The sequence below is a fragment of the Deltaproteobacteria bacterium genome (assembly GCA_011773515.1).
Lineage (GTDB): Bacteria > Desulfobacterota > Deferrimicrobia > J040 > J040 > WVXK01.
This window is the reverse complement of record WVXK01000097.1, coordinates 1-15,068: the sequence shown is the minus strand read 5'-3', so window position 1 is coordinate 15,068 and position 15,068 is coordinate 1. Positions and strand designations below refer to the sequence as shown.

Below are 15,068 nucleotides of genomic sequence, written 5' to 3'. Positions count from 1 at the left end.
ACGGGAATGCCGGAGGCCATATCGGGAAAGAGCGACGGGGATGGAAATTTCGAGCTGACCCTTTTCCGGGGGGGCAACTACCGGCTCGTTGCACGGAAGCGCCCGGGAGGCCCTTCTGAAGGTACTCCGACGGGAACGACGGAAATAGGAGTCGAGGAAGGGGAAGGCCTTGAGGGCGTCACCATAGTGGTTGGAGGGAATAAGTAAAGTGGTAATGCGGAATTCGGAGTTCGGAATGCGGAATGAAAAACAAACTCAAAACTCTAAACTCGAAACCGGTTTCACGGGACCCGGGACCCAGGACTCGGGACTACCGACTCCTTCAGATGGTAGTGAAGAGTGCAGAGTAAATAACGGGATGTTAGGACGAGAGACATAACGACAGATGGTAATGCGGAATTCGGAATGCGGAATGAACACGGTGAGCTATGAACTGTAGATTATCGAACATATGCAGGTTCTGGGTTCTGGTGTTTGCCGCGGCGTTCCTGTTTCTGGCGCTTCACGGATGCGCTGCGATCAAAGGGAATGGCGATCGTGGACGGAAAGCGGGAAACCTCACCGGCCGCTTCACCTTCGAGGGGAAGCCGGTTGCCCATGGCGACGTGTATCTGGCCCGCACCTATCCCGCCGCAGAGGGTGAAGAGGTCCACAGCACGAAGACGGACGGGGAAGGCTACTTCGGCTTCTTTCTTCCCCCGGGAAGGTATTTCATTTACGGGAGGAAAGCGGGTGACGGGGGCATCTTCGCCTTTTCGGGGCAGAACCCCCTCGACGTGGGCGCAGGCGAGCGCTTCGTGGGCCTGAAGGGCGTGGGCGACGCGAAACCGCTCTTCGAAAATACGGGCGAGGATGGCGGTGCGATCACGGGAAAGGTTACCTTCAAGGGTGAGCCCGTCGAGGGGGCTTACGTGTACCTCTATTCCGACGGTTCCTCCCTCTATAAAGGCCCCGGGTTTGCCGTGTCCGCCCCCACCGACGGGGAGGGGATGTTTTACCTCGATAACCTTCCGGAGACGGATTACGTGGTAATCGGCAGGAGACGGAGCGGCGGTGCCATGACGGGGCCGCTTCGCGCCGGAGACCTCTACTGNNCGGAGGTGACGTCCGGCTCTCCCATATCTGTCGGCGGATTCGTGGTGGACAGGTTCGGGAAACCCGTCGAGGGCGTGTACGCCTTCGTCTATGACACACGGGTTTTCGGCCACAAGCGGCCCTATTCCCACTCGGGAAAGACCGGGCCTGACGGCAGGTTCAGGATCAACTTAGACAGGGGGGGAACCTATTACCTGGGATCCCGTGAGGCCTTCGGGAACACCCCGAGGCCGGGGGAGCTTTTCGGTTTCTACAACGGGACCCCCGACCACTCGATAGAGGTGGAACCGGGTGCCCGCATAGAAGACCTCGTCATCGTCGTTGACAGGATTTTCGAGGGAGAGGGAGAAGAGGGCGCAGAGCCCGGCCTCAAAGATCATATTTTCGACAGGGGGATGCCGGTAAAGGCGATAAAGGAGGACACGACCCTCGAAGGGACGGTGCTCGTAGAGGGGATCCTGGTAGTACCGAAGGGTGTGACGGTGACCATCCTCCCCGGGACGAAGGTCATGTTCAAAAAAATAGACGTAGACGGCGACGGCATCGGGGACGGGGAGTTTTACGTGGAGGGTAACCTCCTCGTAGGGGGGACAGAGGCGGAGCCGGTGCTATTTACCTCGGCCGAGGACGACCCCTCCCCGAAGGACTGGAAATATCTCTTCGTCAACCTCTCCTCCCGTTCGCAGTTCGAGCACATGGTCTCCGAGTATGCGTTTTCGGGGCTCCAGATACACTTCTCGAATGCTACGGTCACAAACTGCCTGTTTCGCAACAACGTGGACGGCCTGCGTTTTTCCACCGTCCGGGGAACCTTCGAGGGGAACGTCATGAAGGGCAACGTCTACGGGGTCAGGTACGAGGAGAGGGCGACGAAGGCTTCCCTTACGAAAAATCTGATCGCGGGAAACAAGGTGGGAATCTTCGCCGTTCTCGAGTCAAGAGGGGGGCTTCTGATAACCGGCAACAACGTGGAAAACAATCGGAGCTATAACTTTAAAATGGGCAACCGGCAGCTGTTAGACCTGCCCGTCCAGGGAAACTGGTGGGGCAGCGCGCAGAAGGAGAAGATCGAGGAGAGCATTTTCGACGGCGACGATGTTCCGGGCCTTGGGAAGGTGATCTACAGCCCCTTTGCAAAGGAGCCATTTTCCGGGGTGCCGAAACGGGCGATGCACGAGAATGAATAGATCGCAATGGAGAGTGCAGAGCAAAAAACGAGACGTTAGAACGAGAGACATAACGACAGATGGTAATGCGGAATTCGGATTGCGGAATGCGGAATGAAAAACAAACTCAAAACTCTAAACTCGAAACCGGTTTTTCGGGACCCGGGACCCAGGACTCGGGACTACCGACTCCTTCAGATGGTAGTGAAGAGTGCAGAGTAATAGATTGATAGATGGCAGGGGTTAAGGGGCCAAGGGAAAAATGGTAATGCGGAATTGGGAATTCGGAATGCGGAATTAAAGGAAAAAATAAAATCCTTGAGAGGTGAAAGGAGAGAGTAGTAAGGAGAAAGTCGTGAAAATAACTCCTTTCAGCTATCTTCTCTCTACTTCCCACTTTCAGGGTTGGAACTATGAACTACGAACTAAAAAATGTTAACCGGCCGTCATTGCCTCGTTGTTCTATGAAAAAACTCTTTTCACTGCTGATCACCATATTGCTTTTTACCATGTTCCCCCCCGTTAAGGCTGCCCGTTCTCACTATGGCGCGCGGTTCTACCGGGGTGATATAAGGGTCTCGACGGAATGGGAGGGTACCATCAGGGTAACGGGGAAGGTTACGGTGAAAAGCGGGGTTACCCTGACTGTTGCGCCGGGAACGAGGGTCCTGATAAGCGGCGGGGAGGATGTACGCATCGTGGTGGAGGGAAAACTCTTCGTCCGGGGGCTTGCGGAAATGAAGGTTACCTTCGAGCCTGCCGATGGATGTGGGAACGGCCCCCCCTGGGGGGGGATATACTTCTCTGAGGGAAGCGCGGGTATCCTTGAGGGGGCGGATATAAAATGCTCCAAAAAAGGAGTATGGGGGGAACTTGCAGGTGTTACAATGATCGGGGTTGTTACCGATAATGAGAGCTGATAGGAAGGGCCAGCCCGTACACGAAGGAAAACCTCGAGGGGGGGCGCCCTGCAGGCCGGGATAGAGCACACCGCAGGCGGGCAGAAACGTATATGAAGATCATGTCACCCGTTGACAGCTTTTCCGAAGCCGAACTGCTCATCGATAACGGTGCCGAGGAGCTCTACGGCGGATACGTTCCCGATTTCTGGGAAGAAAAATATGGCCACGTCGCCTCGCTCAACCGGCGCTCCTACCCTGCAGCAAACATCCCCACATCTTCAGAGCTCGACAAGATCCTCGAAGTCTGCAAGGAAAGGGGGGTTCCCTTTTTCCTCGTGGTCAACGCACCCCTCATACCGGAGAGTGAAATCGGCCCCGTCATCCGGCTTGCTTCCGACTGCGAGGACAGGGGGGTTTCCGGTTTCATCGTGTCTGACCTCAACCTTCTTGCTTCCCTCGCTGAGTCGGGGCTGAACGCGGAGATCCACGCCGGCACGCTCTTTGCCGTTTTCTCTCACGCCACGGTGCGGTTTCTCGAGTCCCTCGGAGCCAGCCGGGTCGTCCTGTCACGCGAGCTTGCCCTCGGCGAAACCCGTGACCTGTCGGAAAAGGGCGGGAAGGTCAAGCTCGACGTCATCGCTTTCAGGGGGAAGTGCCCCAATATAGAGGGGTACTGCTCGCACCTCCACGATGACCCCGACAGGAGGTGGCCCTGTGAGCTCCCGTACCGCAAGAAGTGGGTCGGGGATTTCGATAAACACCTGAAAGACGAAGTGTTCGAAAACATCTCCGAGTGGGAGGGGGTAGACCGCTACTTTTCCTGCGGCATATGCGCTCTGCCTCTGCTCGATAACGCGGGTATACACGCGGTCAAAATAGTCGGCAGGGGCTCCGAGACGGAGAGGAAGCTGCGGGCGGTCAAGGTCCTGAAAAAAACGCTGGATTTCTGCCGGGGCGAGAAGGACCTTTCAAGGTGCATCACCGTGGGAAGATCGATATACGTCGAGGAGTTCGGCAGGCCCTGTTCGAGGAAAAACTGTTACTTCCCGGAGTTTTTCAACGGGTCGGAGAAGTGAGAAAACACCTCTACATCCCCGTCGTAAAGAGGGATTCGCTGTCCCGGGCGGAGAGCTTCGACGGCATCGTCGTCGGAAGCGAGTACTGTGCCTTTCTCATCCCCGACGCGCGGGAGCTCGAGGAGGCGGCCCGATGGTCGGAGTCCCGCTCGAAGGAGCTCATCCTCCTCTTTCCGTACCTGCGCGAGCACCAGATCGAGGAGTTGAGCGCATCGGTGAGGAAGATAACGGGCAGGGTCAGGCCGAGGATCGCCGTCAACGACTGGGGGACGATGCACGTTCTGTCGGGGATTTTACCGGAAGCGGATCTCGTGCTGGGGAGGCTCATCTCCGGCCAGAAAGCGTGCGTCCGGATAGAAAACTCACCCTTCCTGACGAAGGAGGGGAAACAGCTTCTCTACGGGGACCTTTTTTCCTCGGAGAAGTTGCGGGATTATTTTCAGCGGGAGTTCGGCATCACCGAGGTAAGCGTGAGTGCCGTGCCGGGTGAAGAGACCCCGGAATCTTCCTACAAAAGGCTGGTCCACTTTCCCTATACCCTGGCAACGGTCACCGATTACTGCCCGTACCGGGAAAACCTCCCTTCAGGCCTCATCTCTTCATGCCAGAGAATGTGCAGGAAAGGATACGTCGTCCTTTTCAACGATTCCCTCGGACAGGCGGTATACCAGCGAGGAAGGGGGAGGTTCTTCAACCCCTTTCCCGATGGGTGCGAGCTCCCCGAAACGGCGAACGGCGAAATTATCGTGTACGACGACGTTCCATAGGGGAGTAGTAAATCGTATGGCATGAACGTATAATTTAGAGGACGACCGGAAGGGTGTCCTGCAGGTGCAGAATGAGAAATCGGGCGATGGCAGGGTTTAAGGTTCCCGGGGGCCAGGGTTTCAAGAGGCATAACGGTAATGCAGAATGCAGAGTATAGAGTGAAGAACAAGATTAGAGCGAAAAAGGGAGAATCTTTGAGAGGTGAAATAAGAGATCTGTGAGGAGAAAGCTGTGAAGATTACACCTGTCGCCTTTCAACTTTCAGGTTTGGTACTATGAACTGTGAACAACCAGGCTTTGGAGATTTCTTGTGCATCGGGTACTGGAACATATCTTCTACGAGGTGAGGAAGCCGAGAATTACCTGGGGTGACATCGGCGGGTTCTCCCGGCAGAAAGATATCCTGAAGGAGATGGTGTGCTTCGTCCTTGCAAACGGGGAGGACCTGGAACGCATGGGGATAGAGCCACCTTCGGGCGTGTTGATGTGGGGCCCCCTCGGAACGGGCATCACGATGCTTGCAGAAGCAGCCGCTGCGGAGGCGGGGGTGAGCTACGTCTACGTATCGGGCCAGGAGATGCTCGGAAAAGCGGACAGGATGGAAGAGGCCTTCGAGGTGGCCCGGTACGAGGCGCCGTCGGTCCTTTTCATATCCGACGTCGAGTGGCTGTGCCCGAGGGAGGGTGCCGATTATTCCTGGGGAGATGGAAACCTCAGGGGGATCCCCCCGACCTTTGCCACGCTGGAGCTGACGGAGAAGTTTATCTCCCTGGTCGATGAAATCTGCGGGGTGCGGGAGGTGCGGCTGCTCGGTTCCTGCTACCGGGTGGACACGGTCGATCAGGCGGTGATCAAGGAGAAGAAGAGGTTCAACAGGAAGATATTCATCCCGCCCCCGGGCGAACGGGACAGGCTCGAGATCCTGCATATATACGCGGGAAGGATGCCCCTGGCCGGCGACGTGGATCTTCGCGTTCTCGCCCGTGATACCTCCGGATACGTCGGCTGGGATATCGAGAGCCTCTGCAGGATGGCCGGGAAAAACGCGATTGCAAGAGGGAGCCACGAGGTTACCGGGGAAGATTTCAGGAAGGGCATGGGGGAGATCACCCCGTGGCTCACGGAGGATATGGTTGAGAAATACCACGATATCTACCGGAAGGACTGCCCCCATCATTACCACTTTTAGGAGGGGAGGATGAGATCGGCCTTTCATATGGCGCGCCTCGTTGTTTTTGCCGTCCTTTTCTCTCTTCTGCTGGTATGGGTTGCCGAATCCCCCTCACGGGCCTGTGTGGGAAGGACAATCTACATCGGATATTACGAGGGTGAGCCCGAGCAGGAGATAATGGCGACCCTGCTCACCATATTCGTCGACGAAAGGACCGGGACGAGCGTGAAGCGCGTCGCCCTGAAAGACAGGAAACAGGGCTTCAATTTCCTGAAAAGGAACAAGGTGAGCATCCTCGTCGAGTATCCGGGCAGGATCCTGGAGCATTTCGGCAAAGGGGAAAACCCTTCCCTCAAAGCGGCGGAGTTCGACGCGTTGAGGTCCGAGATCGGCGCCGAATTAAAGGCAGTGTTTCTCGTGGAGCCGGGCTTCGACAACCGCGCAGGGGGCGCCCCGGGGGGGCCATACCTGGGGAAGGCACGCATCATACTCTCCAAGAAGGCGCTATCCGTTTTCCCGGCAATGCCGCGGCTGCTCAAGAAGCTCTCCGGCAGGGTCGACAACGGCGCCATGTCTCTTTTCATCAAGAGTTTCAATGACGGCCCGCCCGACAGGGGGACGAGAATGTTCCTCAAGAAGAGCAAGCTCATCTAAGGGCCCAAATGCTGCCGAAAGGTGATCTTCTCCGAGAGAAAGGCGTTTTCGGTTTTTTCACTTCCACGAAACTGGCCGTCTTCCTGTGCATGATCCTCGCCGCAGAATCGATCGTCGGCTCGCTCCTCTACCGCGGCGATACGGCCTTCGATGATGGTTCCGGGTTCAACGTCTTTTCCTCCTTTGTATTTCTCCTTCCCGCTTCGCTGCTCACGGTCAATATTATTCTCTGTGCAGCCAAAAGAGTCATTCGGGGTTCCGTCCGTGGGAGGATTCCCCTCGTGCTCGCCCACGCATTCCTGGTCGCGGCGGTGGCGGGCATGATGGTCGACGGCGGCCTGGGGGATATTTACACGGGCTATTTCCCCTTCCGGCATCCGTCAAGCGCCGTCTACGACTGGCGCGAGGGGCAGGATATCGATCTCCCCTTCACGATGGAGGTCTCCTCCTACACGGTTACCCGCTATCCCTTCCTGCTGAAGGTGGGGGTCAAAAAAAAGCCCGGCGGGGAGAAGGTGGGCCTCTTCGTGGTGAAGGAGGGCGAAACGGTCGAGGTGAGGGCAACCGGGCTGGTGCTCCGGGACGTGACCTTTGATGCAGTCGAGAAGAGGATGCGCTTCTCGGCATTTTTCAAAGGAAGATTCCTGGGCAGCTTCGAGGCCGGGTCGGAGGGCTCGCCTCCGCTCGAGGATCTGTACACCGTCTTTCCCGTTGCGTTCCGCGATTTCGGCGTAAAGGACACGGTTGCGGGACTCAGGATCGTGGAGGGGGGCAATACCCGGGAGTATGACGTCTCCCCCAACCATCCGGCCGTCTACCGGGGGATGAACATAACGCTGATCGAGTCGAAAACGGACAGGCACAAAAATTTGCTCGTGGGATTCCAGATAACGAGGACTCCCGGCGAGACCCTTTTCTGGGCAGGCGCAATAGGATTTTTTATGTTTGTTTTCATACATTTTATAATAAAAATATCAACCAATAAATTAAGTTAGTGGTAATGCGGAATGCGGATTTCGGAATGCGGAATAAGGACAGTTCACAGTTTACGGTTTCCGGTTTAACCAGAAACCAGAAACGAGAAACCAGAAACGGATTTGTTTTTCGAATATAGGGAAACCTAAAGGGTTTTTGAATAGTATAATTTACAGAGGAAAGGCATGAAGAGGGGAGATTTCCCATGTGCCAGAGACGCGTATCGAGAAGGGAGCTGGTATCGCTCGGCGTCAGGACAGCCGGTTCTCTTCTGATTGCCGGGTCCATCCCCGCAGCACTTGCCCGTGCCGGAACCTCGGGAAGGGTTCCCGTGGCCGTGGCCACGAGCACAGACGTAGAGGCTGCGCTGAAGGGGGCCCTCGAGGCGGTAGGGGGGATGAAGAGATACGTGGCGAAGGGCGACATCGTCCTCGTCAAGCCGAACATCGGATGGGACAGGGTACCCGACCAGGCGGCGAACACCGACCCTGAGCTGGTGATCTCGCTCATCCGTCAGGTTCTCGAGGCGGGGGCGAAAGAGGTGCGGATATTCGATCGCACCTGCAACGAGCCGAGAAGGTGCTACATCAACAGCGGAATAGAGCCCTCGGTGAGGGAGTTTGCAAAAAAAGAGGGCGTGGCCGACCGTGTGAATATCTACCACGTGGAGAGGCGGAAGTTTGTCCGGGTCGAGATACAGAACGCGGAGGTGCTGAAGAGGTGGCCCCTCTACCGCGATGCCCTCGAGGTGGATAAAATGATAAACGTCCCCGTGGCGAAGCACCACTCCCTTTCCGGGTACACCCTCTCCCTGAAAAACCTGATGGGGGTCATGGGGGGAAACCGGGGGCAGATTCACTGGAGGTTGTCATCGGCCCTGGCTGACCTGAACGGTTTCCTGAAGACGCACCTGGCGGTTATTGATGGCACGAAGATACTGCTTCGAAACGGGCCCTCCGGCGGCAACGTGAATGACGTGGAGAAAAGAGACACGCTCATCGTCTCGCCGAACCCCGTAGCGGCGGATGCGGTTGCCGCCTCGGTGCTCTTCAGCGCCGACGCGGCCTCCATAGCCCACATCAGGGAGGCGTCGAGCCGCGGTCTCGGTCCGATCGAGAAGGGAAATATTAACATAATTCAATCGTGACCGGCCAGAGTTCGTCCCCGGCGCAGTGACGGGGAAGAGGAACGCCGGAAAGCGGCCCGCCTGCGGCCTTGAAGACCCGGGTCCTTTCCCGGGGCAGGATCCCGCAGGGGGTGAAATCGGGAGTGGAAAGGGTGACCAGAAAAGTCCCTCCAGTGTTTTTTCGTATCCTCGTGATGCTCATCACGACCGGCATATTTGCGTCCTGCGCCACGGTACCGCGAGGGAGGGACCCCGGTTACGCGCTCATCGTTTCCGAAGATACGGTGTGGAGCGGCGAGGTTACCGTCGACGGCGTCGTCCTCGTGAGAAAGGGGGCCACCCTCACGGTGATGCCCGGGACCAGGATCTCCTTTTCCGGCAAAAAGATCCCCGTTTCTGACGAACACGAGGGGTTTTCCGGTTCGGGAATCAAGGTGGAGGGCAGGATCGTCGCCAGCGGGTCGAGGGACGAGCCGATACGGTTTACCTCTTCCCGGCCCGATGGCCCCGGTTCCTGGGACCGTATATACTTTGCATTCAGCAAGGGGAACATCCTCGAGAACTGCATAATTGAGTACGGCAGGTACGTCATCCACGCCCACTTTTCACAGATCGCCATCTCCTCTTCCCTGGTGCGGAGAAACATCGAGGGGGTCCGGCTCGGCGGTTCGAGGGTAACCATAAAGGACTCGGTCTTTACCGGGAACAGCGTCCGGGGGATCAACTTCAGGGAGTGCAGAAATACCATAACGGGATGCGCGATATACAACAACGGGGTGGGAATATTTCTCCACTCGAAAAATTCCCTCTCCGTTATCAGGGACAACGCCATATACAACAACCGGCGGTACGACCTGCAGGTGGGGGACCTCCACGTGGATGACATGGACGTTTCGCGAAACTGGTGGGGGAGCGGGGACCCCTCGCACGCAGCGGAGAGGGTCTATGACGGCAGCGACCAGGAAGGTATCGGCAGGGCGGCCTATTCCCCCATTCTCGAAAAGCCCCCGGTCAAAGTATCCTCGGTGAGAGGTTTCCTGACGTACCACAAAAAGAGACAGCCCGGGGAGGTCTATGCGTTAAAGAAGCTCGATAAGGGCTTTTTTGATACAGGGGCCGTTGCCTTCGCTGAGACGGATGATGCCGGAGAGTTCGAAATCTTTCTTCCCCCCGGCAGGTACTTCCTCTACGCGCGGGCGAAGATGTCCGCAGGGGACCTATTCGGCTTCACCGGGAACAACCCCGTCCTGCTGGAACCGTTCGGCGAGCACCTCCAGGTTATCCCCCTCGTCGATGTAGAACGCGCTGGGACCGTTTTCGACTGCGCGGGAGGCGAGGGCGGGGTGATCGAGGTTTCCGTGATGAAGGACAGAGAGCCGGTTCAGGGGGCGTTCGCATATGTCTACGGCCTTGATGCGGTGGACATACGGGGGCCCGGCATCGCGTCCGGCGTCACCTCATCTGAGGGCACGGTGAGGTTTGCCGCCGCTCCGGGCGACTACATAGTCGTTGCCAGGAAACGGACCGGTGGGCAATCCCTCGGATTCGTCGAGTACGGGGGGCTCTTTGGAATATCCCCCCGCCTCCCCGTTTCGGTGAGAGACGGCTGCGTCACCCGCGTCGCCGTTCCCGTGTTCGTCAAGGAGGGAATCCTTTCCGGGGGCGAAGAGGCGGAACCCGGGGGGACGGAGCCCGTCGCCACGGCCCTCCTGCAAGGGGTTTCGGCAGAGGGCTACATGGTCTACTTTTACGCGACCCAAAGAGCCGTGGGCAGGCCCGAGTTCGTATCCGGTGTGGTAAGCAAAAACGGCTCCGTAAGCCTTCGGGACGTCGGACCCGTCGAAGATGGGACGTACTTCGCCTACCTGAGGAGGGCATCCCCGGACGGGGCAGGAAGCACGGAGTCGATAGCCGGAGGACCGATTGAAGTGAGGATCGAGCGCGGGGTCATCCGGCCCCTCCTGCTCGAGTTCGAACGAGCGCGGTGATGCAGGTCAGAAGAACTTTGATAAATGCAGGCTTTTTCCTCCTGCTCTGTCTTTCTCCTTTTGCTTTCAGCCCTCCTCCCGGCGTTGCCCAAGAGGGGGGGCGCGTGGTCGAGGGGGGCGTGATTTCCCGCAGCGTTACTTTCGAAGGCGAGATCGTCGTCACCGCCGACCTCCACGTCCCCCCGGGAGTTACGGTACGCTTCCCGGAAGGGGCTGTGGTTAGGTTCAAAAAATCCGAGAGCACCAAGGTGGAGCCGGAAAACTTTCTCCCGGGAACGGAGATCACTATCAGGGGCAGCGTGGTCTCCGAGGGAGCGCGTTTCCTGTTCGAGGGCGATGGAGGGCTCGTCGTGGATGGGGGATCGCTTACCCTGGCGAACTCCGTCGTATCGGGGGGAAGCTACGGGGTGCTGCTTCTGTCGGGAAAGCTCCGGGCAGAGGGCTCCGAGATCAGAAACTGTGAAACCGGGCTCCTGGTAGCGAACATGCAGGGGAAGGACACCGAGCTTAGCGGAAAACCGCTTCTCGTCACCGGCTGCAGGACGGGAGCCATTGTCCCGGAAGGGTACGACACCGGCGGTATGATAAACGTTCGGGCCCCCGCCGGGCACGGCCTGCTCACCTTTGCAAGCCATTTCGACGAGGAGGGCGGTTTCGTCCCCGACCCGGTGGACGACCTGAAGAAGGGGTTTTCCCCCGGCGAGGTGATCGAGGACCTCTTCATCGAAAAGGACAGGGAGCTCCAGGGCGACGTCCTCATCAAAGGGGTGGTACGGGTCGCCCCCGGCGCTCACCTGAGCATAAAAGAGGGGTCGAGGATATTTTTCGAATTCAGCGATTCAAACGGCGATGGCATCGGGGAATCGGGGCTCTTCCTCCAGGGCACGCTGCTCGTTTCGGGGACGGAGGCGGCCCCTGTCGTTTTTGCCTCCAGGCGGGGCTCGAAAAAGGGGGCCTGGGACTCGATAAACTTCATGGCGAGCGACCTGGAGGTGAACCGGATAGAGAATGCCGTGATCCTCGAGTCCTTCCGGGGGCTCCACTCCCACTTCAGCGATGTCCACATAAAGAACGTGCGTATCTACAGAACTTTCCGGGGGCTCCAGTTCCAGGAGTCGAAGGTCGTGGTCGAGGGCCTCGGGATCTTCGACTCGATAAGCGCTCTGCGGTGCAGGGACTCGGACGTTACCATATCGGGGATGTACACGGCGGGAAACGTGGCGGGTGGGAATTTTTTGCGGGTGCGGGGAAAAGTCAGGGACATCTTTTTCAGCGACAACGTGCTCTACGGAATCCGGATCAGGGAGTCCGATATCGAGATGGAAGAGGCCAGGGTCACGGGGGGCCTTTATTCGCTCTCCCTGCAGGAGGGCGTGCTGCGCTTCAGGGGGGTTTCCCAGGCCGATTCGCTTTTCGCCGGCCTCCAGGCACAGAGATCGGAGGTAAACATCGACGATTCGAAGTTCCAGCAGAACAGGATATACGGGTTCAGCCTGCGGGGCGGCAGGTACGTGCTGAAAAATGTTACGATTACGGGAAGCGGTATGGAAAAGATCAATGTCGAGGAGAATCCGGAGATCATTATCAAATGAATTATAGACATAGAGTGTTGGTAATGCGGAATGCGGAGTTCGGAATGCGGAATTACAATGCGGTCGCTGGCAATGCGGAGTGCGGAATTCGGAATGCGGAATGAAAACCCAACTCGAGACCAGAAACGAGAAACGAGAAACCAGAAACGAGAAACGGGAGACTGGGTTACCCTTTTTCCCATGGTAACGTGCTTATAGGGGGTGTTTTCACCGATGAGTAATAGGGTTCCGCGGGGCGGATTGCTGATCTTTATTTTCCTCGTCATCCTGGGGGGGACCCTCGCCGTCTTCTTCAAGACGACGGTCTCTCCGCCGAAAGAGCCCGTGCGGCTGGCCTTTCAGGTCTGCAACAGCCTCGAGGAGAACAGGGCGAGGTTCACGCCGCTTGCCAGGTACATAGAGAAGAAGCTGCGGCGGAGGGTTATCGTTTCCCACGTGAACACCTTCGATTTCGCGGAGAAGGCAAAGGCGGGCGAGTTCGATTTCATCCAGTCGAACGGGTATATCTACGTCACCATAAAAGAGACGTTAGGAGCCGCCCTCATAGCGAGGGAAGTGAAGACAGATACCGGAAAGGACACGGGAGGGCTGATCGTGGTGAGGGCCAACAGCCCGGTCCGGGCGATCGGCGATCTCAGGGGGAAGCGATTCGTCTTCGGCCCGGTGCTTTCTCCCGGAGGGTACCTGACACCCTATTACACGATGCTCAAAAACGGCATCGACCCCGAGACGGGCCTCGGCGGGTACTATTTCATAAGGGGCGCCTTCAATCACGAAAAAGTGGTCTATTCCATCTACTTCGGGGCCTACGATGCCGGCGCGGTGAAGGTGGGCGGTTTAGAGGCCATGGAGCGCGAGGGCAAGGTACGGGCTGATGATTTCAGGGTGGTCGCCGAGTCTCCCGCTGTGCCCAATTGCACTTTCTATGCCCTGTCACACGTGAGCCCCGAACTTGCCGGCGAGATGAAAAAGGTCCTCCTTTCCCTGAAAAAAGAGACCGCCGTTGCAGTAGACGGGGAGGTTTTGAACGTATTACAGAGAGATGGCATTTCGGGGTACGTGGAATCGGAAGATTCGGAGTTCGATATATTGCGCAAAATGGCAAAAGAGGTGGGCATGCCTCCCTATGAAAAGTATTGAAACAAAAGGAGAAATAACGGCAATGCAGAATGACGGACGCAGAATGGAGAGCAAACCCTCGAGCGTTTTTCATCCTTCACCCTGCACTCCGCACCCTGCAGTACATTTCTGCTACCGGGAAATGTCGTGAAGGCTTTGCTGAGAAAAATTTTGTATCCCGACCAAACCCTCCCGATGGTAATCCTGGGAGCCCTGTTCGGCCTTATCGCCGCGGTGCTCGCACTCGCCGGGAATCCGGCCAATACCGGGATATGCGCATCCTGCTTTCTCGTAAACGTGGCAGGGGCCCTCGGCCTTCACTCCTCCCTTTCTTCTGCGTACCTGAGACCCGAGATACTGGCCATCGTCATCGGATCATTCCTGGTTGCCTTCTCAACGGGGGAATTCAGGTCCCGCGGGTCGGGGGCCGGGATCCTCAAGTTCATCGGGGGCGCCTTCCTTATATTCGGCTGTGAAGTCTTCATCGGCTGTCCCATAAAGATGCTCCTCCGGATCGCGGGAGGTGGTGCCGTCGCTCTTTCAGGGCTCTTTGGTCTCACAGCCGGGGTATTTCTCGCAGCGCTCTTTCTCCGGGACGGGTTTTCACTGTTTGCTGAGGCAAGGCGGCGGGAAGTTGTCGGTGCCGCTCTTCCTCTGCTGGCATTTCTCATCCTCATCGCCTCCTCCTCGGGCGTGTATGCTTTTGCGGCCGGAGTGCTCGGCTCATCGGCGCGTCACGCCCCCTTCGCGCTGTCTTTGGCCTTCGGCCTTGCTGCAGGGGTGATCGGACAGAGGACGCGGTTCTGCATAACGGGCAGCTTCAAAAATGTCTTCCTGGGAAGGATCTTCCACGACGTATCGGCAGTGCTGGCATTCTTCGGTGCTGTCCTTTTCCTCAACCTGGTGACGGGCGGTTTTCGGCCCTCATTTCTTTTCGAGCCGGGTGCGCACACCGACGTCACCTGGGCTTTTCTCGCGATGGGCATGGTAGGGTTCGGATCGATCCTGATACATGGCTGCCCCTTCCGGCAGCTCGTTCTCGCCGGGACGGGGGATACCGATGCCGGGTGGGCCGTCATGGGAATGCTGGCAGGTGCCGCCCTCACAGTGACCCTGGGCATCTCGAGCACGGCAGCCGGCGTGTCCGTGAACGGAAAACTGGCGGTTCTTGCCGGGTGGGTATTTTTCCTGGTAATGGCGGTGATCGGGAAGAGAAAAACATGATGGGTGGTAATACTGATATGGTAATGCGGAATGCGGAATTCGGAATGTGGAATGAGAATCGATTTCACATCGCACTCCGCACTCCGCACTCCGCATTCTGCATTGCCGATGGAGAATTTTTGCTTTATGGGTGATATTATTCCGACAGAGTTGCTGGCACTGTCCGACATGTTCGTCGAGGAGCTCCGGGGTATCTGGATATACTTTTTCCT

13 protein-coding genes are annotated in these 15,068 nt (G+C 57.5%); all 13 read left to right on the top strand.

The genetic code is table 11. The annotated features are described in order from the left end of the window. The coding region (locus tag GTN70_10505) for a hypothetical protein (protein ID NIO17398.1) at window positions 1–207 on the top strand (207 nt) is incomplete at its 5' end. A gap of 221 nt (window positions 208–428) precedes the next feature. Then, window positions 429–2,282: a hypothetical protein gene (locus tag GTN70_10500; protein ID NIO17397.1), complete on the top strand. Its 1,854-nt coding sequence runs from the start codon at window positions 429–431 to the stop codon at window positions 2,280–2,282. Between the two features lie 443 nt (window positions 2,283–2,725). After that, the gene (locus GTN70_10495; GenBank protein ID NIO17396.1) at window positions 2,726–3,181 is read left to right on the top strand and encodes a hypothetical protein; all 456 of its coding nucleotides are present in this window, start codon (window positions 2,726–2,728) and stop codon (window positions 3,179–3,181) included. A gap of 92 nt (window positions 3,182–3,273) precedes the next feature. After that, complete coding sequence (locus GTN70_10490) at window positions 3,274–4,239, top strand: hypothetical protein (GenBank protein NIO17395.1); 966 nt, start codon at window positions 3,274–3,276, stop codon at window positions 4,237–4,239. Further along, entirely contained in the window at window positions 4,236–5,006 is a 771-nt protein-coding gene (locus GTN70_10485; GenBank protein NIO17394.1) for a hypothetical protein, read from the top strand. The genes GTN70_10490 and GTN70_10485 overlap by 4 nt, the downstream gene beginning before the upstream one ends. Window positions 5,007–5,317: 311 nt before the next feature. Beyond that, a complete protein-coding gene (locus tag GTN70_10480) occupies window positions 5,318–6,196 on the top strand; it encodes an AAA family ATPase (GenBank protein NIO17393.1) in 879 nt (292 codons plus the stop codon). 9 nt (window positions 6,197–6,205) lie between these two features. Then, a complete protein-coding gene (locus tag GTN70_10475; protein ID NIO17392.1) occupies window positions 6,206–6,832 on the top strand; it encodes a hypothetical protein in 627 nt (208 codons plus the stop codon). 8 nt (window positions 6,833–6,840) lie between these two features. Continuing rightward, window positions 6,841–7,827 (top strand): hypothetical protein, encoded by a 987-nt coding sequence (locus tag GTN70_10470; GenBank protein ID NIO17391.1) that lies wholly within the window; start codon window positions 6,841–6,843, stop codon window positions 7,825–7,827. Between the two features lie 185 nt (window positions 7,828–8,012). Next, complete coding sequence (locus GTN70_10465) at window positions 8,013–8,954, top strand: DUF362 domain-containing protein (protein ID NIO17390.1); 942 nt, start codon at window positions 8,013–8,015, stop codon at window positions 8,952–8,954. Window positions 8,955–9,085: 131 nt separating this feature from the next. Next, a complete protein-coding gene (locus GTN70_10460) occupies window positions 9,086–10,921 on the top strand; it encodes a hypothetical protein (protein NIO17389.1) in 1,836 nt (611 codons plus the stop codon). Window positions 10,922–11,025: 104 nt separating this feature from the next. Then, on the top strand, window positions 11,026–12,513 hold the full coding sequence (locus tag GTN70_10455; protein ID NIO17388.1) for a hypothetical protein: 1,488 nt from the start codon (window positions 11,026–11,028) through the stop codon (window positions 12,511–12,513). A 213-nt stretch (window positions 12,514–12,726) separates the two neighbouring features. Beyond that, window positions 12,727–13,653: a PhnD/SsuA/transferrin family substrate-binding protein gene (locus tag GTN70_10450; protein NIO17387.1), complete on the top strand. Its 927-nt coding sequence runs from the start codon at window positions 12,727–12,729 to the stop codon at window positions 13,651–13,653. Between the two features lie 126 nt (window positions 13,654–13,779). After that, window positions 13,780–14,856, top strand: coding sequence for a YedE-related selenium metabolism membrane protein (locus tag GTN70_10445; protein ID NIO17386.1), 1,077 nt, complete (start codon window positions 13,780–13,782; stop codon window positions 14,854–14,856). The last annotated feature ends 212 nt before the right edge of the window (window positions 14,857–15,068 follow it).